The 18,053-nt window shown below is 61.0% G+C and carries 16 protein-coding genes; all 16 read right to left on the reverse strand.

Annotated elements, in window-relative coordinates:
• Nucleotides 1-32 precede the first annotated feature (32 nt).
• On the reverse strand, nt 33-1,490 hold the full coding sequence (locus tag ACQK2L_RS21550) for a hypothetical protein (RefSeq protein WP_425399112.1): 1,458 nt from the start codon (nt 1,488-1,490) through the stop codon (nt 33-35).
• A complete protein-coding gene (locus ACQK2L_RS21555; protein WP_425399113.1) occupies nt 1,487-3,808 on the reverse strand; it encodes an ABC transporter substrate-binding protein in 2,322 nt (773 codons plus the stop codon). The genes ACQK2L_RS21550 and ACQK2L_RS21555 overlap by 4 nt, the downstream gene beginning before the upstream one ends.
• A gap of 11 nt (nt 3,809-3,819) precedes the next feature.
• Nucleotides 3,820-7,098, reverse strand: coding sequence for a PQQ-binding-like beta-propeller repeat protein (locus ACQK2L_RS21560; RefSeq protein WP_425399114.1), 3,279 nt, complete (start codon nt 7,096-7,098; stop codon nt 3,820-3,822).
• 57 nt (nt 7,099-7,155) lie between these two features.
• On the reverse strand, nt 7,156-7,650 hold the full coding sequence (locus tag ACQK2L_RS21565) for an ExbD/TolR family protein (protein ID WP_425399115.1): 495 nt from the start codon (nt 7,648-7,650) through the stop codon (nt 7,156-7,158).
• A gap of 101 nt (nt 7,651-7,751) precedes the next feature.
• Nucleotides 7,752-8,288, reverse strand: a complete 537-nt coding sequence (locus tag ACQK2L_RS21570; RefSeq protein ID WP_425399116.1) for an ExbD/TolR family protein — start codon at nt 8,286-8,288, stop codon at nt 7,752-7,754.
• Between the two features lie 45 nt (nt 8,289-8,333).
• Nucleotides 8,334-8,972 (reverse strand): MotA/TolQ/ExbB proton channel family protein, encoded by a 639-nt coding sequence (locus tag ACQK2L_RS21575; RefSeq protein ID WP_425399117.1) that lies wholly within the window; start codon nt 8,970-8,972, stop codon nt 8,334-8,336.
• Between the two features lie 22 nt (nt 8,973-8,994).
• Nucleotides 8,995-9,882: a hypothetical protein gene (locus ACQK2L_RS21580; protein WP_425399118.1), complete on the reverse strand. Its 888-nt coding sequence runs from the start codon at nt 9,880-9,882 to the stop codon at nt 8,995-8,997.
• Between the two features lie 143 nt (nt 9,883-10,025).
• Nucleotides 10,026-10,904 (reverse strand): hypothetical protein, encoded by an 879-nt coding sequence (locus ACQK2L_RS21585; protein ID WP_425399119.1) that lies wholly within the window; start codon nt 10,902-10,904, stop codon nt 10,026-10,028.
• A 69-nt stretch (nt 10,905-10,973) separates the two neighbouring features.
• Nucleotides 10,974-12,518, reverse strand: a complete 1,545-nt coding sequence (locus ACQK2L_RS21590) for a hypothetical protein (RefSeq protein ID WP_425399120.1) — start codon at nt 12,516-12,518, stop codon at nt 10,974-10,976.
• Nucleotides 12,519-12,793: 275 nt separating this feature from the next.
• Nucleotides 12,794-13,399, reverse strand: coding sequence for a hypothetical protein (locus ACQK2L_RS21595; protein WP_425399121.1), 606 nt, complete (start codon nt 13,397-13,399; stop codon nt 12,794-12,796).
• Nucleotides 13,399-14,400 carry a hydantoinase/oxoprolinase family protein gene (locus ACQK2L_RS21600; RefSeq protein WP_425399122.1) on the reverse strand — a complete coding sequence of 334 codons (1,002 nt, stop codon included), beginning with the start codon at nt 14,398-14,400 and terminating at the stop codon, nt 13,399-13,401. Before ACQK2L_RS21600 ends, ACQK2L_RS21595 begins: the two co-directional genes overlap by 1 nt.
• 9 nt (nt 14,401-14,409) lie before the next feature.
• Nucleotides 14,410-15,420: an ATP-grasp domain-containing protein gene (locus ACQK2L_RS21605; protein ID WP_425399123.1), complete on the reverse strand. Its 1,011-nt coding sequence runs from the start codon at nt 15,418-15,420 to the stop codon at nt 14,410-14,412.
• 14 nt (nt 15,421-15,434) lie between these two features.
• Complete coding sequence (locus tag ACQK2L_RS21610; RefSeq protein WP_425399124.1) at nt 15,435-15,752, reverse strand: metal-sulfur cluster assembly factor; 318 nt, start codon at nt 15,750-15,752, stop codon at nt 15,435-15,437.
• A 19-nt stretch (nt 15,753-15,771) separates the two neighbouring features.
• The gene (locus tag ACQK2L_RS21615; RefSeq protein WP_425399125.1) at nt 15,772-16,092 is read right to left on the reverse strand and encodes a Rieske 2Fe-2S domain-containing protein; all 321 of its coding nucleotides are present in this window, start codon (nt 16,090-16,092) and stop codon (nt 15,772-15,774) included.
• A gap of 4 nt (nt 16,093-16,096) precedes the next feature.
• Nucleotides 16,097-17,440 carry a Fe-S cluster assembly protein SufD gene (gene sufD, locus ACQK2L_RS21620; protein WP_425399126.1) on the reverse strand — a complete coding sequence of 448 codons (1,344 nt, stop codon included), beginning with the start codon at nt 17,438-17,440 and terminating at the stop codon, nt 16,097-16,099.
• A gap of 44 nt (nt 17,441-17,484) precedes the next feature.
• On the reverse strand, nt 17,485-18,036 hold the full coding sequence (locus tag ACQK2L_RS21625) for a Uma2 family endonuclease (RefSeq protein ID WP_425399127.1): 552 nt from the start codon (nt 18,034-18,036) through the stop codon (nt 17,485-17,487).
• Nucleotides 18,037-18,053: the final 17 nt, after the last annotated feature.

The following is an 18,053-nucleotide window of genomic DNA, read 5'->3' on the forward strand; positions in this document are numbered from 1 at the left end:
GGCAACCGTTGTCCCGTCGTGCGTCGAATGCGCTAGCGTTGCGCGGACGAGCTGTTGGCTAGCTCGGAGCGTAGTTGTTGCACCAGGCCGGGGGCCAGGAACTCGCCTAAGACATCGCGCGTGTCGCTGAACATTTTTTCGATACGCTGCTGAATTCTGGGATCGCTGCTGGTGATCATTCGCTCCTGCGGGCGGATGCGTTGTTGTTCGAATTCCGCGGCGGTGCGCATGCCTTCCAACTGGCGGATCAGGGCGTTGGCGCCGTCGACGTCGCCGGCTTTGATCTTTGCTCGGGTGCGGAAGGCCAAGATGTTGCGGCGGGCGACCAGATCGATCAGTTCTTCCTGAATGCTGACTAGTCTGGCCTCCGCCTCCAGGCGGCTGCGGTCGTCCATCAGCGGGGCGTTGACGGTTCCGTCGGTGCCAGGCACTACCGGAATCTTAGCGATCCACTGCCCGCCGGCTTGGACAAACACAATCTGGACGGGGGTTTCGCCAGCGGCCACCTCGATCGCCCCATCGTCGTCCGTTTTGCCAATGAACTCCTGGTCTTCGACGCCCGTGTCGCGCTGAAAGACCTTGAATCCGGCCAGGGGTTGATCGACTTTGTCTCGTGCGTGCAATCGCAATCTCGTCTGCTCGTTGCCTGGTCGCACAAATGCTGCCAGCTGATCGACTCGTCCGCGTTGCCTTGCAGCAAGTGGCGATCGCGTGTGACTGACAATGGTCGCGGTGGTAGTTCCGTCATCCATCGAGTCGAGAGTCAGGAAGGTCCAAGGCACGTGTTGAATTCCGTTCTCGACGGGCACGCCGTCGCGGTCTACGCGACGGACGATGGGGCGAAAGACGGCGCCTTCGGCAACCAACCGCATCCGTTCGGTTACGCCCGGCAAGTTGGCGCCGCGGAAGTTCATCTCCACCTTCTCGGGCGTCTCGCGGATCACGCGAAACGTGGCCATGGGAGTGAACGCGCGGCGGATGCAATCGAAGGCGAGTTCCGGCACGGCAGCTCCGTCGCGTGAGTCGGAACTCCAGATCGGTCCCCACTCCTCCAGCAAACAATCGTGCTCCTGTGCGGCCACCTCGAATCCAAGCAGGGACTCGCGAACACGCAACGCAATGACCTTATCGTAGTCGCGGCGCAAGGCTGTTAGCTGATCGTCGGAGATGTCGATTAGCCGATCGGCGGGCGGCCGGGAAGCGGAATCGGGCGCGGACTCGATGGATAGCTTCCATAACGGTCCGAACGCTGCACGCACCCGGTTGCGAAGGAGCTCTGGCAGGGTGGCGGCTAGCCGATCATGCCACACCTGAGAAACCTCATAGTCTACCAACACCTGAACGCGATAGGGCGAGACCTGCCAGTATCGGTCGACAGTAGCCGCACGGGCGTCGATACCGCATACCGCCATCGATACAACAGAGGCGATTGCAGCGAGCAGAAGCCCGGCAATGGAGTTCGGTTCGGTGATACGGGTACTGAAAATCACAGTCGAGTGGCTTTGAATTCAACTTGCCAGTCGGCCAAGTCTTGAAACAGGTGGACTGGTTGTTCGGAAATGCCCGACAGTTCGCGTCGGTGGGCAAAGAAATTCACGGTTTGCCAAAGCGGGATGACTGGCAGGTCGGTGCTGGCAGCGTCGTGGATTTGATACAAGCGGGTTCGGACGTCGTTCCAGTTGCGTGCCGAATCGAGGCGATCGAGCGCAAGTCGCATGAAGTCGCTGGTTCCGGTCACAACGCCACCGGCGCCTAGCAGTCGGCGAGCATCCGTCACTGGTTCCCAAGTCCTGAGTTCGGCGTACTTGAGATCGACGTGCTTCTCCGCTTCGAGCATCTGGTCGGTGGTCAACTCCACCGTTTCAATCGGAATGCCAATGCTGTTGAGGTCCTTGGCAATTTCCGTGCAAGCGGTCCTGGCGATGGCGTCGGCCGAGTGCCCGAGTTTGAGGGTCGGAAGCGGTGTGTCGTCCTCCGGTTCCTTGACCCCATTGGCCTTCTGCACATTATTCCACGCGGCTGTCGACAACACGATCGCCATGTAGGGGTCGAAGGGGCGTGGCTTGACTTGACTGTTGTAGCCGTAGCGAATCGGATCGCTCAGCGTGACGCCAGCGGGAAACGGCCCACTTACCGTTTGAATTCCAGGAATCTGCTGCCCCGCCAATAGCACGTTTTTTACAAAGCGGTCGCGTCGAATGCCATAGCACAGGGCGCGTCGAAACTCGCGTTGCTCGGTCAGCTCGGAACGCCCGGTGGGAATTAACGCATGCACGGTTGGCAACAGGTATCTCTTTACTTGCAGGTTGCTGTTGGCGAGCAATTGCTTGAGCTGCCACGGAGGGACTCGATCAACGATATCGACCGCTCCCTGCGAGAGCGCCGTAATCAATTCGTCGTCGTCTTGATACGTGCGCTCGTGAATCTCAGCGATGGCGCCTCGGTGATCGGGCGAAGCGGCGAAGCGGACGATTTCGTCGTTGTATTCTTCGATGGCAAACACGCCGCGATCAGAGAGCTCTACCAGGCCGGGGCCCATCGGGAAGGTGAGCAACGACTCGGGGCGAACGTGCGGATGCCGGAATCGGACTCGCACAACCTGTGGGTACTCCACATCGACTCGCTCGATCAAATCGGCCAGCAGTTCACTGCCATAGGGCGACTCGATGTTGGCGGCCGCAAGCAACTGGCGAGCCAACGCCGACGCAGCCAGGCTCAAATCGAGTGGTGCGCCTGAGGCCGACTCGATGAGTTGAAAACTAAGTTCGAGTCCTGAAGGAGCGAGTTCCAGTTGTGCGATGGACGATTGATACTCTCCGCCCTCGGCAGTGTACCCACGCAGTTCCACGATGGTGGGACTCGTGAGCGAGGCGGCCCGCGACGAGGCGGCATTGTCGATTCGATATTGCGGATCAGGAGGCGTACGTTCGAGCACACCCAAAGTTACGATAGGGTACTCCTGCTGCAGCCGGGCACGCAGCTCATTGACGCCATCGAGTTCTGGCCAAAAGCCAACCGCCTGATTAATCGCGTCTCGCGCCGCCAGATACTTCTTGGCCTGCAGCAACCTCTCGGCTTCCGCCAGTTGGTCGCTAGCGGCTTTTTGGAATCGCTGCCGCCAGTCTCGAACCACGGTGAGTCGAAGACCCTTGAAGTTCTGCGCTACCACGTCGAGTGTCGTGCGTGCCGACTTATAGTTTCGCTGTGTGATGTACTCTCGGATAATCTTGTCAGCGACCGTATTCACCGCCCCCGCCAGGCCACTGGCGTTGGGCGTGCGCTCGTAGAGGCTTCCGAGGATGGCCAGGGCGCGGTCGAACTCCTTCGCGTTGTAGGCAGCTAGTGCATTCGCTTGCAGGTAGTCGTTGACTGCTTGGTCGAGCCCGCGTGTCTGCGGTGCTTTGCTCAGCAAGTACGAAAAGTAAGGAAAGGCTTCGTCGAACTTTTCCTTCTGCGCGAGATTCAGGGCTTCGCGCATGATCATGTCTTCAAACAGATCAATCCGCTGCACGGCGGACCATGGCACGGCCACATCTGCGGACGTGATCTCCATATCAAGCGGGCGGATGGGCAACTGCCCCGCTGGAAATGGCACCGGAACAACCCGTGAGCCACCTGCAAACCGCAGAGGGTGCACGTCGACCTGCTCTCCGGTGTTCAAGATTACGCGATCGAACGCCTTCTGCATGTACAGCGGGCCTTCGTCTTTGGCCGGCTCGTCGGCGGCGAAGGCGCATGGCCCACCGAGGCTGCCCAGCAAGAAGCTGAGAACCAAGTAGCGAACGAGTTGGCGGCTGCGAACTGGCATCAACGGGCGGCTCAAGGGGATTTGATCACAAGGAGTGCGGAATCGCGGCCGGCGACCACCAACAAGTTGTTGAGCATCACGGGACCTGCGGCGATCGGCTCGCCGACGTCGACCCTGCCCTGCTCGCTACCATCGGCAAGCGAGAGTTTCACGACCGTGCCGTTCTGGGCGGCCAGCACCATAGACTCTCCCTGCACCAACGGCGGACCGGCAAGTTGCATGTCGGTGATAGGAACTTCCCAGGCAAACTTCCCACTGGAATCGATCGCCATCAGTTGGCTGGAAGTTGCCAACAGAGCAATGTCGCCAGCCGGATACGGCCCCCACTCTACGCGTCCGCCGGTGTTCAGCGACTCGCCGACATCAAGCGTTGGCAATTGGTGGATAACGATCTGGCCGTTCTCCGCCAGCGCTATCGCGACGTTGCCGACAACAACGAACCCACTGGCCAGTGGCGACACGTCTAAATCGGCTTCCGCGGCGATGGTAAGCGCCGAGCCCGGTTCGTAGTCGAGCAGGTAGACTTTCGCGACTCCGTCGGTGATTAGCAACTGCTCCCCATCCACGACGGCTGCAGGCAGCCAGGCGACCGAGCGGCCGGCCTCGAGCGGTGGCTGGAATGGGGCGGCCAGCGGCTTACCCGATTCAGCATCCAGCACGAACACCTGGCCAACACTGAGCGGCGCTATCCATCCTTCGGCAAAGGCTGTCGGGCGACATGCAAGCGCCGAGGGTAAAGTGAGTTTGGTGAGCGGCTTGGCACCGCTGGGCGAGTAGAGCAGCGCGGAGTCGGAACCGGGAGCGGCAAACACGGCCGCCCCGCCCGGCAACAGCTCGGCGAACTCATAGAGCACTGGCGCCACGCCGGGCGTCGGTTGATTCAACGACTCGTTTTGGACTCGGTTCTTGATGGCATCGGGATCGAAACGGTACACGCGACCGTTGGCATCCGATTCGAGCAACGCCACGGGCGAGGTGCTCGCCAGAGGATTGTCGGCCGGCGGCGCTGCCACGTCGGCGGCCCAGTAAGGCTTGCCGTTTTGCATGCTACAGGCGGTGACCGTGAAGCCCGCGCGGCGACGCCTGGCACGCGTATGGAACAGCACCCCATCGCGGCCGATTAACGGCCCGACGAACTGCGAGCGGTTGTAGTCGTCGTCAAGCGCTTCGGCCACTAAGCGATTACCAGCAGGTGCGATGGCGTACTTCGCCAGTGAGTTCTCTGCCAGCCAGATCTTCCCGTCGAGCACAGCCGCGTGCGGCGGTGAGGGTTGCGACGACCGCCCTGCCCTGCTGGCGAGCACGGTGAGTGGATCGCCGTCCGGCCCTGCACTCACTTCGTACACGGTCACGGCGCCACGGTCGGTCACCACGGTGACTCGCCGTCCTTCAACCATCGGTGGAGTCACCACGCGGCCGGCGATACGCTGTTCGGCGAGTTGACTGGCGAGCAGCCCGCTGCCGTCCACCGCGTAGAGCAACACCTTGGAAGTGTCCGCGCCATCGGACTCGGCCAGCAACACCTTATCGAGTGCCACCGCAGGCGGAGCCGTAACGGAGCCTCGGGCGTGATTCGTGTAGTACACTCCCTTGCAGGAGTAATCGTCGGCCGAAATGGTGTAGACACTCGAACGCTCGCCCACCAGGTAAAGCACGCCAGCTTGGGAATTCACGGCTGGCGCCACTCGCAATGGTTGGGCGAACTGCACATAGCCCGTACGCTGCCCGGTGTCGCTGTTGACGATGTGCAACTTGCCAGAAGCGCCGGCGAGCAGGATGTTATTTCCCACCAACACAGGCGGTGCTAGCTCGTCGTCGATCGACAACCGCCAGACCAACTTGCCCGATGCCGCTTCGACTCGGGCGAGCGTTTGCTGCGATTTGCCACCTTCGCCAGCGTGCCATTCCACCAGCAGCACATCGCTGCCAATGCTCACTGGATCGGTCGCCGTGAGCGCGGGGCCAGTGTACCTGCGCCACAGCACGTTGCCGGTGGCCGCATCGAGGCCATAAGCGACGCCGTCGGCTTGAGCACAAATGGCGCCGCTGGCGGGTGAATTCCCGGGCACGCGGCGGTTGGCCACCGCCAAGACAGCCACTAACGCGTTATCAGGCTCGGTGGTTTCGGCGTCGATCGTCTCCTCGACAAAGTGTACGCTCTGTTGCTCTGCAACGGAGATCTTCTGCAAGGCTTCCGCCAGTCGCGCATTGCCGATGAGTGAGGGGTGTTTCTCAACCAGGGCCTCCTGTGCGGCGAACGCGGCCGCGATATCGCCCTCGGAGGTCTTGGTTTCGATCGTGGCGAGTGTTTCGTCCAGGTCGGAAAGCGACTGCTGCCGCTGTTCGATGCGATCCAGCGTGGCGCGAATCTCTTCCAGTTCGGTGTTGTCTCGCCGAGACTTGGGGATGTACTTGGTGTTGTTCGCCCAGCCCAGTGCGGTGGTGGCTTTCTCGAACAACTCCTTCGTGGCGTTCAGGTCTTCGCTCGCCGCTGCGTCGTCGGCCAGTCCGCGGGCGATACGGGGTATCAAGTCGCTGAGGTTCTCTTCCGCCTGATTGAAATCCGGCTGGTCGGCGATCGCACGTAGTTCTTCCTGAGCCTTGTCAAACGCCAGGCTCTCGTTGCCCGTTTCGAGCGTCTGACGGATACGGGCCATGGCCAGTTCGACGCGGGCCTTGCTGAACTCGGCATTGCCGGGATAGTCCTCGACGAACTTTTCGTAGTTGGCAATCGCGTTGCCATAGGAACCGGAGGCCATCTCGCTTCGCGCGGTCGACAGCAGATTGTCCGCATTCTCTGCGAACATGATGAACCAGACCAACAGGCCCACCACCACGAGCAACACCAACGAGCCACCGCCAATGAGCAGCAGTGGCGAATCCCACTCGTTCTGATTCTTGCCTTTCTTCTTCTTTTTTTTCTTCTTCGCGGCTTTGCCATCCGCGGCGGGCTCTGCTTCGGGCTCGGCGAATCCACCTCCGGCAGCTTCGTCCATCGACCACTCGGCCGAGCTGCTCAGATCTTGCAGCTGGTCCATCGGCAGATCGACACCCGACGGTTCGCCGGAGGGTTCGGGCTCCGGCGGTGGCTTGATTTCGCCTCCGGCGGCCAGGGCCTCCATCGCCACCTGCTTTTCCAGCAGCCCTTTGTCGATCAAGAACCGCGCGAGCGACTTGGCCGTAAGCGGCTTGCTCCCGCCGGAGGCCACCTTCTTGCGAAGTTTCTCGATCATGGCGGCTGGCAGCAATTCTTTCGCCTCCAGCACGTCAATGAATTCTTCGGCTGTCATCGATTCTCTGTTCGTAACGTGAATGTGCGTTGTAAGTACCTGTGCGCGCAGCGGTAGCTAGAACTCGTGGTCTTCGAGTATCGAAACGCTGACATCGTTCACTCCGGCGGCCGCGCCGGCGTCGATCGAGTCGACCAGTTTCTCATATACCGCTTCCTCGTGCGCGCGAACAATCAGTCTGGCTGGGCCGGGCGTTCCGCCCTTGCCTTGCCGCGCTTCGCGAACTTTGGCGCGCATATCGAGCGACGATGTCGCCTTCACCGACGGCTCGTCCCACAGCGGCGCGGATAGCCAAAAGATGTTGTCCGCATCGATCGCGATGACGATCGAGTCCTTCTCGATGTCGTCTACAGGCGTTGCCGAAACTTCGTCGTCGTTCACCGGCGGAATCTTCAGCACCTTCTGCAGGGCGAAGGCGGCGGTGACCATGAAGAAGATCAGCAGCAGAAACGTCACGTCCACCATCGGCGTCATGTCCAACTCGTCGTCCGTTCGCTTCTTCGGCGCCGGCGGCGAGTAGTTGTCGGTCGTGTCTATGAGATCGGTGGACATTAAGTAGGGGATTGATGCGGAGGGGTTATCTTCTGCTTAACTCACCAACATTGGCCGCAGGCGAGTAGGTCCCTGCCCCAAGACCTACTCGCCCGCGAACCTCAGTTGGAATGGGATTCAAGGACGCCGAGGTAAATGTCAACTTTATCCACCTTCGACACGGCTTTTAACACGCCGTCGATGTCGCGACAGGCGACGCCGCGGTCGGCTTTTATCACCACATCGGTCTTACCTTCCGCCACCCCCGCCTGGATGTGCTGGGCGATCTCTTCGCTTCGGGTCTCCGGATCGCGCGACAGCTCGTTTTGTGGAAACTTGCCATCGCCACGAAACACGGGCGCCTGATCGATACCGCCTTCGCCGACGGATATGACCGACGAGAAACGCTGGCTCACCGCATCGCCATGCACGGCTTTGGGAAGCTGGATGGCTGTGGTCTCGTCGGGGCGAGACGAAACCAGGAAGAAGATCAAGAGCAAGAACGTGATGTCGATCATCGGTGTGATGTCCATGTCCAGATCTTCCTCGTCGCGCGGCGAACGCGGCGGGCGTACAAATTCCTCGTCGTCCTCGGAGAGGGCCACGGAGCCTTCGGCGCGTTTCATTACGACCGAATCGAGTTTGTCGTTGATGGACATGGTTGGTTCTATCTGCGTTCAGGCGACAGCGGGATACAGCGGAAACTACTTGGAGCGAGCCAATGCCATCTTCAAGGAGTCCACCAAACGGCCGATCCCCAACCCGACAAGGTCTTCCATTTTTCGAATACGGACCACGATGCTGTTGGTCACGATCAGCAGCGGCACGGCAATCGCCAGGCCGCAGGCGGTGGTGATCAACGCAAGCATGATATTGCCGGCCATCGCGCCGGGATCGACATCGGAGCCGCCGACGGCAATGCCGCGGAACGCACCCATCATACCGAGCACCGTACCGAACAGCCCGACCATCGGGGCACTCTTCACCACCGTGGCCACCCAGCTCAAGCGGTGCTCGATATCGGCCAGCACATCCTGCTGGAACCGCTCCCACAGGCGTCGCTGCAGTTTGGCGATGCCGATACTGCGGTTCTCGATCGCGAACAGCGCCAATTGCGGCAGCGCCCGACGATCGTCTTCGCATAGCTCGATGGCCGCCGGGTAGTTGCCTTGGCCTAGGGAGGCGTCGAGTTCGGTGAGGAATTCATCCTGTTCGTCTTCGTCGTCGAAGCGAACTTGACCGACGCGGCGCCACACCAGCACCGCACAGAACGCGCCCCACAGCGCCAGAAGCCCCAGGGCTACGTATACGACAATACCAACTACGTTAAACAGGACGTCCATCGGGTCTCACGGAAAGGATATGCTAAAAGTATTTCTGATCTTCGACGCTAATCTCGTAGTCGCGACCTTCCTTAGTGATACGGAAGACGGTGCGGTCCACGGCTTCCAACTCCTTGACTCCGTTCTTGAACATCATCTTTTCTTCGGCCACGAAGAACTTGTTGGCGGTCTCTTCGGGATAGAACACCAGGATGATGGCGCCCGCCTTCATGATGCCCGCCTTGCGGGCCAGGCGGAGTTCGATTTCGCTGAGCACACCACCGGCGAGCAACCGGTACCGCTGCGCTTTGTTTTCTGCCTCGGGTGTGCCTTCGCGAACCGTTGGTTTGGCCTGAGCCAGGTTCTTGGCGTAGTACACCTTGTTGTTACGCCGATCGAGCACCGCCAACTCGCCACCGAAGTGGTCGATCATGCGGGCGTAGTCGGCGTCGTCGGCAGGGTCGAAGCGAAGCTCCTGCAGTGGCATGTTGCCGCCTTCGCCACCGGTGCCATCGTAGTCCTTATGCCCCTTACCGGTGCCGTAGCCCGACTGCGCGGCATCCGACTGGAACACCTCGTTGGAGAGCATGGCGGTCTTGCTGGTGATCGCGTTGGTCAGCTCCTTGAGCGTGTCCTGCAGTTGCGGTGGCACGTCGGTCGGCGCGTCTTCGAGCCCGGGCGGCTCGATGTCTTCTTCGTACCCCTTGGGCGGCTCGCCCCGCATCTTAGGTATCCGCTGCAGCATCGGCTGCTCGGTCTCCGGACTGAAGCGTCGGAACAAGAACACGATGAGCATCACGGCCACCGTCGTGCCGATCAGCACCAACAGCGACACCAGCAAACTCGACACTCGATCGAATGCGTTAACCTCCAACCGGTACCGACGACCAACGGCACTAGGACGTGCCTGGTGCTGCGGGGTTGTGCTCATTGTCGGCTTCCTTTGCGACCGGGGGCGGTTGACAATCTTTCCAGTATATTTAGGCAGATTGGAATAACTAGGGGCAAACGGCCATTCTGGGCTCACAGCCAACCGTCAGGCCGCGGCTGCAACGCGTGGGCCGGCGGTGCGTGCTAAAAATACGTTTGTTCCTCAACGGCGATCTCAAACTTGTCGCCCTTCCGGGTGACGCGGAACACGGTTCGTTCCACATCTTCCAGTTTTTCGTAACCATTCTTCCGCATTGCCGCTGCTTCTTCCCGGAAGAACTGGTTCGCAGTCTCTTCTGGGAAGAACACCAGGATGATGGCGTCGCGGTGCATGATGCCAAGCTTCGTAGCCAGCCGCTGTTCCAACTTCCTCAGTTCGCCACTCGACAGCAGTCGATAGCGGTTTGCTTTGTTCTCTTCCTCGGGTGTGCCCTCGCGAATCGTGGGCGACTGGTTCGACAGGTCCTCGGCGTAATAGAGCTTGTTGGCCCGCCGATCGAGCACCGCCAGTTCTCCGCCAAAGAAGTCAATCATCTGGGCGTAGTCCAGGTCCGACTTGGGGTCGTAACGCAGCTCTTGAATCGGCATCGGCCCGATGTGGTCGCTCCCGGTCGGATGCTTGTTGCCAACTTTCGGACCGCGGCCAGCAGTGGTGTCGCCCGATGGAATGTCGGCGGCCAGCACGGCGGTCTTGCTATAGACGGCCTGGGTGAGTTGCTGGAGCGTCTCCTGCAACTGCGGCGGAAGATCCTCGGGGGCGTCTTCGGCGCCAGCCGGTTCGATGTCCTCGGCATACCCGTTGGGCAGTTCCGCCGTTACTGGGGGGCCGAACGTTGTTGTTTGTTCGCGACCGACTTCGGGACTGAACTGGCGGAACAGGAACACAACAACCAACGCAGAAACGGTCGCGGCCATCAGAACGAGCAGCGCCACCAACAGACTCGAGACCCGGTCGTATGCATTGACCTGCAATCGATACCGGTGACCAGTTTCACTGGACAGAGTCGGTGGAGTTGTGCTCATTGTCGGCTTCCTGTGCGAGCGAAGGGAAGTTCAAATGCTCGGCGTTCTGTGTAATGGCTCTTTGGCAGATCAATCCAGTACCACTGCCGAGTCGGGTCGAACGCCCTGGTACCATTTGACCCACTTGTCGACTACTTCCAGTTGTTCTTCGCGGGTAAACTTGTCTTTTAATCCGAAGCCCTCAAATCGGCGGCTGATGAACCGCAGGCCATCGCGGGCCTCGATCGCCAAGCGTGGATCGGGATGCGCCAAGGCGTACAGCAGTGTCGGCACTTGCTCGAAGTCTCCGGTCTGGGCGAGGGCCTTGACCGCCACGATCCGTGCGGCTGGTTGATCGCCGCGGACCATCTGCCTGAGTTGCCGGATGCTCTTTTCGTCCACTTCGCCGATATCCAGAGGGCTGTTGCCAGCGATCACGTCGTCCATCTCGGCCAATTTGTCGTCATCCAAGTCGCCCAGAAAGTCAACCAAATTGGCTTTGGGCTTCGAGATCACCAGTTGCCCACCGCGAATCTTGGCGTTCTTCAGATCACGCGGAATACCCCGTCCGGCAAACGCTGCCCCTTCGCCTAGTTTTCCGTAAGCCGTCTCCATCGAACGGATAAGAAACAGAATGGAAAACGCGGTATCGCACTCAAAGCCGCAACCGGTCTCCCACGATCCGTCCTCCCCTTGAGTCTCCATGAGATAACGGACGCCGTTGTTGTACCACTCTGGCTCGGGATCCTTCGATCCGTCCAGCACCGCTTGCAACGACTTGTAGCGTTCCAAGGCGTAGAGGTAGTAAGAGGTATAGCGTTCGATTTTGACTTCGTAGTGCTTGTCCATCCAGGCATCGCCTCGTTCGACCGCTTGCAGTAGCTGCTCGCGGTTGATCGTCGAGCCGGACAAACGCGGACGGCTGGCGTTGCGATCGCTCTTGATGATGATCTGCGCGGGCAAGTTGTTCTTTTCTTTGGCCTTGGCACTGGGTTCGAGGATGCCGATCAGATCGGCGCAAATCAGCAAGCTGCCCATCGCCGCGGAGACCATCGAACAAGTGATCTCGCTCTGTTCTTTCAGCTGGCCTGGCGCGCCGACCACGCCCTGGTAGCCCCACGCGCCGCTGGGGTCCTGTGTGTTGATCAGCCAGCGGGCCACTCTGTCGATCGATCCGGTGTTGATCGAAACGCTGTGTTGGTAGGCTTCCCAGAATCCAAGGCAACCGTACTGCGACTGCGACGTATCACCAGTCTCTCGCCCGTCGTATCCCCAACCGCCGTGCTGCTTCTGGCGTCGGAGCATCGCGTCCATGAAGAACTGCAGCTCTTTCTTGTACGTATTAGCGTCGAGGTCGCTCAGGAAGATGATCGCTAGACCATTGGAGTAGACGTCCCCGGCGTTTCCCTCTCCGACCGCCTTCTGGCATTCCTCGATGGCTTCTTTGACAAACCGGTGGTTCTTCTCCCCTTCCTTGATAAACACCAAACCAATCAGGCAGCGTCCGCCCAGTCGTTGCTCTTCGCTTTTGTCTTCCAGAAACTTCTTGGCCTTGTCCACCATCGCCCGAACCTCTGGGCTCTCTTTGGTGTAGCCGTGTGCGCGGGGGACCGCGCAGGCGAACAAGAGCACCATGCCACATGCCAAGAAGACAGTGCGCGAGGCAGTGCGTTGGGTGAGAAAGGGATGGTCAGAATGCGTTCTAGACGGCCTGGGTCCTGACACGTGGCGACCTCCTAATCGCGTGGTTAGGCGGGGGGCGATAGTTCGAGCATGCGGGAGCTCAAACCATGGGGCGCAACCCCGGCAAGCCGGGGGAATGCCTCGTCGCCGATTCCGGTAGGTAGGTGGGTGTTCCGAGAGATCTACATGATACCCGGCCGCGACGGCCGGTGTCAACGAACAATCATCTACCCATCGTGCCCAGGCAGGGTCTGTATCCGGACAACGGGCAACTGCTTGGCCAACCGTGGGAAGCACTCGTCCACCAGACCACCGGCGACCGCCCGCTGCCAGTCGGACCGCTCTTCGGGCGACGCCTCGCGGGACTTCAGCAGTACCAGACTCCCGGCCTCGAGGCATATAGCCAGCCGCGCGGCGATCGAATCGCTCGTCGCTTGCCAGCCGACCGGCAGCGGATTGCCCGGCAGATCAGGCTCTTCGGAGCGGAGAAACCCCTCGGCCAGAAACAGGCTGACGCCAGGCTTGGCGATTCGGACCAGCAGGTCGTCGTAGCGGTCGACCAGCGGCCATTCGGGCAGCCAATTCCCCACCACCATCCCGGCAACCTGCATCAACCTCACCGCTTGCCAATGCGCCGCCACCGAATCGATGGGCGTCGTGGCGTCCAGCGTCCGCAGTGCGTCGACCAAGGCTCCGCCACCCACGATCAGTACACGATGCACAGCGGGCTGGCTGCGACTGGCCTGTTCGAGCCACTGGCGCATCGCGGGAACGAAGTCGTTTCGTGTGAGCAGGCTTCCTCCAATCTTGACTACTTCTATGGCCGCGCCCACTACATTTCCTCCGCCAGGGCAGCGACCGCCGCGGCTGCTGCGCAGTCGCTTTGGGCCTGGCCAATCCGATCGGACAGCGACACAACCTCTCCCACCAAGTCGCTCGACTGCAACGCGTCGCGGGCGACGGCTTCGCCGCTGCCCGACACCACCGCCGCTACCGAACTGGTCGCCAGTGGCTGCGCAACTTTGTCGATGGCCTGGCGAAGTGAAGCGAGTTGCGCGCACTGGACGTAGCGACTCGCTTCGACCGCATCTTCCAAGGTGAACGATTCGCGGTCGGCGCAGACTTGCCGCGCCAAGCGATCGATGCAATTTGCGACGCTCGCCGAACGACCATCGGCAGTTGGCGAAGAAGCATCAGCAACCGAACCAAGCACTCGATACACGTCCAGTGTTGTGGCAAACAGCTCCGCAGCGATGGGGCAATTCCGCCCGCGGTAGGGCAACTCGCGCACGATGGCGCACAGCGGAGTACGCCCCGCGCCGGTGTATACCAATTCGCCGGCCAGCAGTCGATCGGTGTCGGTTTGCGAAGCGGTGGCGACTTCGCCACGCACGACGGGAATGACGTCGGTGGTGGTCGAACCCATGTCGACCACCAAGCCCGTTCGCTCAGGCAGTTGCCGCGCTGCGTAGCGCGCTAGCGCGTGCCAGTTACTTGCTGCCGCGAGCAGCGGCGCATCGGCTACGTGCTGGGCGTCGCGAAAGCGACCATCCACGCAGTAGACCGCTAGCTGCCGGTCGGCGCTCGCGCGTTGCAGACAAGCTGCGATATGGCGAACTCCCTCGGCCTTGGTCTCGTAGCAGTCGGCCAACTCACCCGTCATGGTGGCTGCCAGGGCGTCGAACGCTGGGGCGTCGGCCAGTAGCGACTCGATGGCGTCCGCTAAGGTGTCTCGGTGTCGCCATAGTTCAAAGGGCGACGAGTGGGCGTAATTCCGGCCGTCGGCAAGTTTTAGATTGGCTCCGCCGACGTCGATGCCCAGCCACTTCGTCATGTTCCAAGCTCAATCGAGAATCCGCACTTCGCCCGTGGCATCCCACTCCACGCGTCGCGAGATCTCGGGCGGCGTTACCTGCTCGCCATTCGACACGGCCAGCGCGAGCTGTGCAAGGTTCTCGTCGTACGCCGCTCGCAGGCCAACGTAAGATGTCGTGCAGCGCGGATTCACCTCGATCACGTAGTCGGCAGAACCATCGGCGGCCTCACCCAGCACAATATCGACCCCCACCAGCCCCCGAGCGGGTGGCATCGCTTCCAAAGCGGCCAAAGCGAGTTTCGCAGCGCGCTCGCGCAGCGGCTCATCGAGAGGCAACGCACCGCCCTGATAGGAAAAGTCTTCACCGCCAGCCAATCGCTGCAGGCAGGGCTCGAGCGGAACGACTTGCTCGGGTCCGCAGATGCACAACACGCTGGCAGGCTGCCCGGCGGCAAATTCCTCCAGCCGGTAGGCACCATCACCTCGAGGCAGTTGGTCGCCTTCTTGCACGAGCTGCACTCCAAGCGAACCACAGCCATCGATCGGTTTGACTACGGCTGGGTAGCGAAAACCGCTGGGGCATCGTTCGCCGGGCATCAGCACCGTCCCCTTGGGTACTGGAATCTTTGCACCATGCAACCGTTCGGCCGTGGACTGTTTGTCGCTGGCGATCGCGACAAACTCGGGCAGTGGCGAAAGTAGCGTTCCCCCCTGCCCTGCGACTCGGTGGCTGAGTGCAAGCAGAATGCCCTCGAACTCAGGTGCAATCACCACCGTGTAGTCGGCAGTCGAAGCGAGCCGGTCAAACGTTTCGTCTCGTTCAGCGCCCGTTGCCACTCGGTGGACCACCGCGCGGTCGTGCAGCGCGACCTTGTCGTCGCTACCCAAGATCAGGTCGACTTCGGCCTCCAGCGCCGCGAAATCCGCGACCACTCCGGCCAACATCGCCGCGCCTTCGGCCAGCAGCGAATCGGGTGGCGACTCGTCGCGGCCCAGAAACCCGCCACCACACACCCATTCGTAGACGAATATCTTCAAGGCTCTGCCGAAGCTTAAAAGATGCCCAACTGATCGCGAGCGTCTTCGGTCATGCGGTCGGGCGTCCAGGGTGGCGTCATCACGAGCTTGATCTCCACCTCGTCCACGCCTTCAAGCTTCTCCACCGCCGCTTGCGACTGGGCCATCAACTGCGGCCCTGCCGGGCAGGCGGGGCTGGTCATCGTCATGTCGACCGCCACGTGGTTTCCACCACTTTCCTGGTCCTCCTGCTTGATGTCGTAGATCAAACCGAGGTCGACGATATTGACGAACAACTCGGGGTCGATCACTTCCTTCAGGGCTTCGCGGATGGTGTCTTCGGCAATGGCCATGATAAGCCTCTCGTGTTATCTACTGCGAAAGTCGTACAAGAACCTGCCCATCTTCCACTTTGACTTCGTGGGCCACCGTCGGTTTGGTGGCGGGCATCGTCTTCGCCGCACCGGTCGCCAGGTCGAATTTTGCACCGTGGCGTGGGCAGGCGATGGTGCAGCCGGTTGGGTCGATGGCGCCGTCGCTCAGCGGGCCGCCATCGTGAGTGCAAACGTCGTCCAAGGCGTAGAATTTTCCACCCGCCTGCACGACGACAACAAGTTGATCGTCGACCTCCACCAGCTTGCGATCGGGATCGCCAAAGTCGCTTGCGGAAGCCACCGGAACAAAGTCGCTCATACTGCTAACCCTGCACTTCCGGCGCCGCCTGTTGGTCGAGATCCTGCACGCGGCTGGCGATCGCGTCGCCCAGGGCGTTGCGGACCGACTCGATGGTGATGCGGTCGAACACCTGCTGGAAGAAGCCCGCCACGATCAAGCGGATCGCTTCGGTGCGGGTGTAGCCACGCGTCATCGCGTAGAACACTTGCTGCTCGTCCACCCGACCCGAAGTGCTGCCATGCGTGCAGCGGACGTCGTCGGCTTCGATCTCCAAGCCGGGAATCGAATCGGCCCGGGCGGTGGGGGCGAGCATCAGGTTGTCGTTGCGCTGGTAGGCGTCGGTCCGCTGCGCGGCCAAGTCGACCTTGATCATGCCCCGCCACACGGTGCGCGAGCGATCCTGCAGCGCCGACTTGTACAAGAGGTCGCTCCTGCAATACGGCGCCATGTGGTGCTGATGCGTGTTGTACGAGAGATGCTGGCGGCCCTCGGTGAACATCACGCCGTTCACCTGCACATCGGCGTCTGGCCCGGTGAGCGCCACCTGTTGGTTGACCTTCGCCAACTTGCTGCCCAGCGCGCCGATGGTCCACTGCAAGGAGGCGTTGCGATCCACGGTGGCTCGCTGATGAGCGAAGTGCCACACGCTATTCGACCAGTTCTGCAGGTTCACGTACCGCAAGTGCGCTTCGGGCTCGACGATCAATTCGATCGACCCGCAATGCAATCCGCCGCCGGTGGGCGAGGTGCTGGCCGTTTCGCTGAGCATGGTGGCTTCGGCGCCCTGCTCGAGGATGACCAGGGTCTTCGACAAATCGACGCCGCCGTCGCTCATGGCCGACATCGCATGCAGCGGCTGCGAAACCGCCACGCCCTTGGGCACATATAGCAGTGTGCCACCGCTCCAGCAGGCCGCGTGCAGCGCGGCGAACTTGTCGTGCGTCCGATTGACGGTCTGCCGTTCAAAGAACGGCCGCAGCAAGTCGCCATGCTCCACCACCAGCCGGTCGAGGCTGCCAAACAGCACGCCCTTCTTGGCAAGCTCGTCGCTAAGCGACTCTTGAGCCGCCGAACTGTCGTAGCCAATCAACTGGCCACCCAACTCGACTTCCGAGGTCAGCAGGCCGGGCGCAAGGGTCGGGGCGGGCGCGGGGTCGATTGGCAGCGAGAACTTATCGAGGTGGAACATGCGAATATCGGTCCGCATCCACTCCTCATCGTTCCGCGCGGGCCAGTCCATTTCGCTATACGCGCGCCACGCATCGCGGCGGATCGTCTTGAGCCACTTGGGCTCGGCCGATCGGCTTTCCAAGAAGCTATCGAACACCGCGTCGGTGAAACCATTGGCTGCAGTCGCAGTCGTCATTCGTCTCTCAATTCCAATCTGGATCGTTATGCAAAACTGATTTGTTATTCAAAAATGTCATCCACCGACATCGTCCAACCGGGCACCGCCGGCTCGGCTTCGGCCGCATCGCCGCGGGCGTACGTGGCGCTCGGCTCAGTGGCTCCTTCGCGGTAGACGCGAATCACCGCATCGTCGCTCAGCAGATCTACATCCCACACGACCTTCGTGCCTGCGGCAAAATAGTCGGCTCGCTTCTCGGCCATCGCCTGCTCTGCGACCGAGCCGTAGTCGTTCTCGCTCCGAACCTCCACTGCAAACACCGGAGCTTCGGGTAGGAACTTCATCTTCGCCCGAGGCCCGGTGTAATAGGACGCGTCGGGTGAGAACGATTTTCTGTGCGGCAATTCTACCAGGAAGGCAGCATTGTCCGTGTAAGCGCGGCCTCCGTGTTTCTTCGCGTGTTCACGCAAGCTAACTGCAATGGCAAATCCTGCGCTGCTGGGATAGTCGCCAGTCGGACTCATGCGTACAATCTCCCCCCCGACGATCTCCGCCTTGCCGTCAACCTCGTACAACTGGGCAATCAGAGCCTGGGTGTCGGTGACTGTCGACATGAGTTCGTCTCCCTCTC

The organism is Aeoliella sp. (assembly GCF_965227375.1).
GTDB lineage: Bacteria > Planctomycetota > Planctomycetia > Pirellulales > Lacipirellulaceae > Aeoliella.

Excerpts from the sequence above, each read along its gene's own strand:
- ACQK2L_RS21555 (WP_425399113.1), bottom strand. The coding sequence starts at position 3,808 with ATGCCAGTTCGCAGCCGCCAACTCGTTCGCTACTTGGTTCTCAGCTTC.
- ACQK2L_RS21600 (WP_425399122.1), bottom strand. The coding sequence starts at position 14,400 with ATGACGAAGTGGCTGGGCATCGACGTCGGCGGAGCCAATCTAAAACTT.
- ACQK2L_RS21570 (WP_425399116.1), bottom strand. The coding sequence starts at position 8,288 with ATGTCCATCAACGACAAACTCGATTCGGTCGTAATGAAACGCGCCGAA.
- ACQK2L_RS21575 (WP_425399117.1), bottom strand. The coding sequence starts at position 8,972 with ATGGACGTCCTGTTTAACGTAGTTGGTATTGTCGTATACGTAGCCCTG.
- ACQK2L_RS21610 (WP_425399124.1), bottom strand. The coding sequence starts at position 15,752 with ATGGCCATTGCCGAAGACACCATCCGCGAAGCCCTGAAGGAAGTGATC.
- sufD (WP_425399126.1), bottom strand. The coding sequence starts at position 17,440 with ATGACGACTGCGACTGCAGCCAATGGTTTCACCGACGCGGTGTTCGAT.
- ACQK2L_RS21615 (WP_425399125.1), bottom strand. The coding sequence starts at position 16,092 with ATGAGCGACTTTGTTCCGGTGGCTTCCGCAAGCGACTTTGGCGATCCC.
- ACQK2L_RS21580 (WP_425399118.1), bottom strand. The coding sequence starts at position 9,882 with ATGAGCACAACCCCGCAGCACCAGGCACGTCCTAGTGCCGTTGGTCGT.
- ACQK2L_RS21585 (WP_425399119.1), bottom strand. The coding sequence starts at position 10,904 with ATGAGCACAACTCCACCGACTCTGTCCAGTGAAACTGGTCACCGGTAT.
- ACQK2L_RS21625 (WP_425399127.1), bottom strand. The coding sequence starts at position 18,036 with ATGTCGACAGTCACCGACACCCAGGCTCTGATTGCCCAGTTGTACGAG.
- ACQK2L_RS21560 (WP_425399114.1), bottom strand. The coding sequence starts at position 7,098 with ATGACAGCCGAAGAATTCATTGACGTGCTGGAGGCGAAAGAATTGCTG.
- ACQK2L_RS21590 (WP_425399120.1), bottom strand. The coding sequence starts at position 12,518 with ATGGTGCTCTTGTTCGCCTGCGCGGTCCCCCGCGCACACGGCTACACC.
- ACQK2L_RS21565 (WP_425399115.1), bottom strand. The coding sequence starts at position 7,650 with ATGTCCACCGATCTCATAGACACGACCGACAACTACTCGCCGCCGGCG.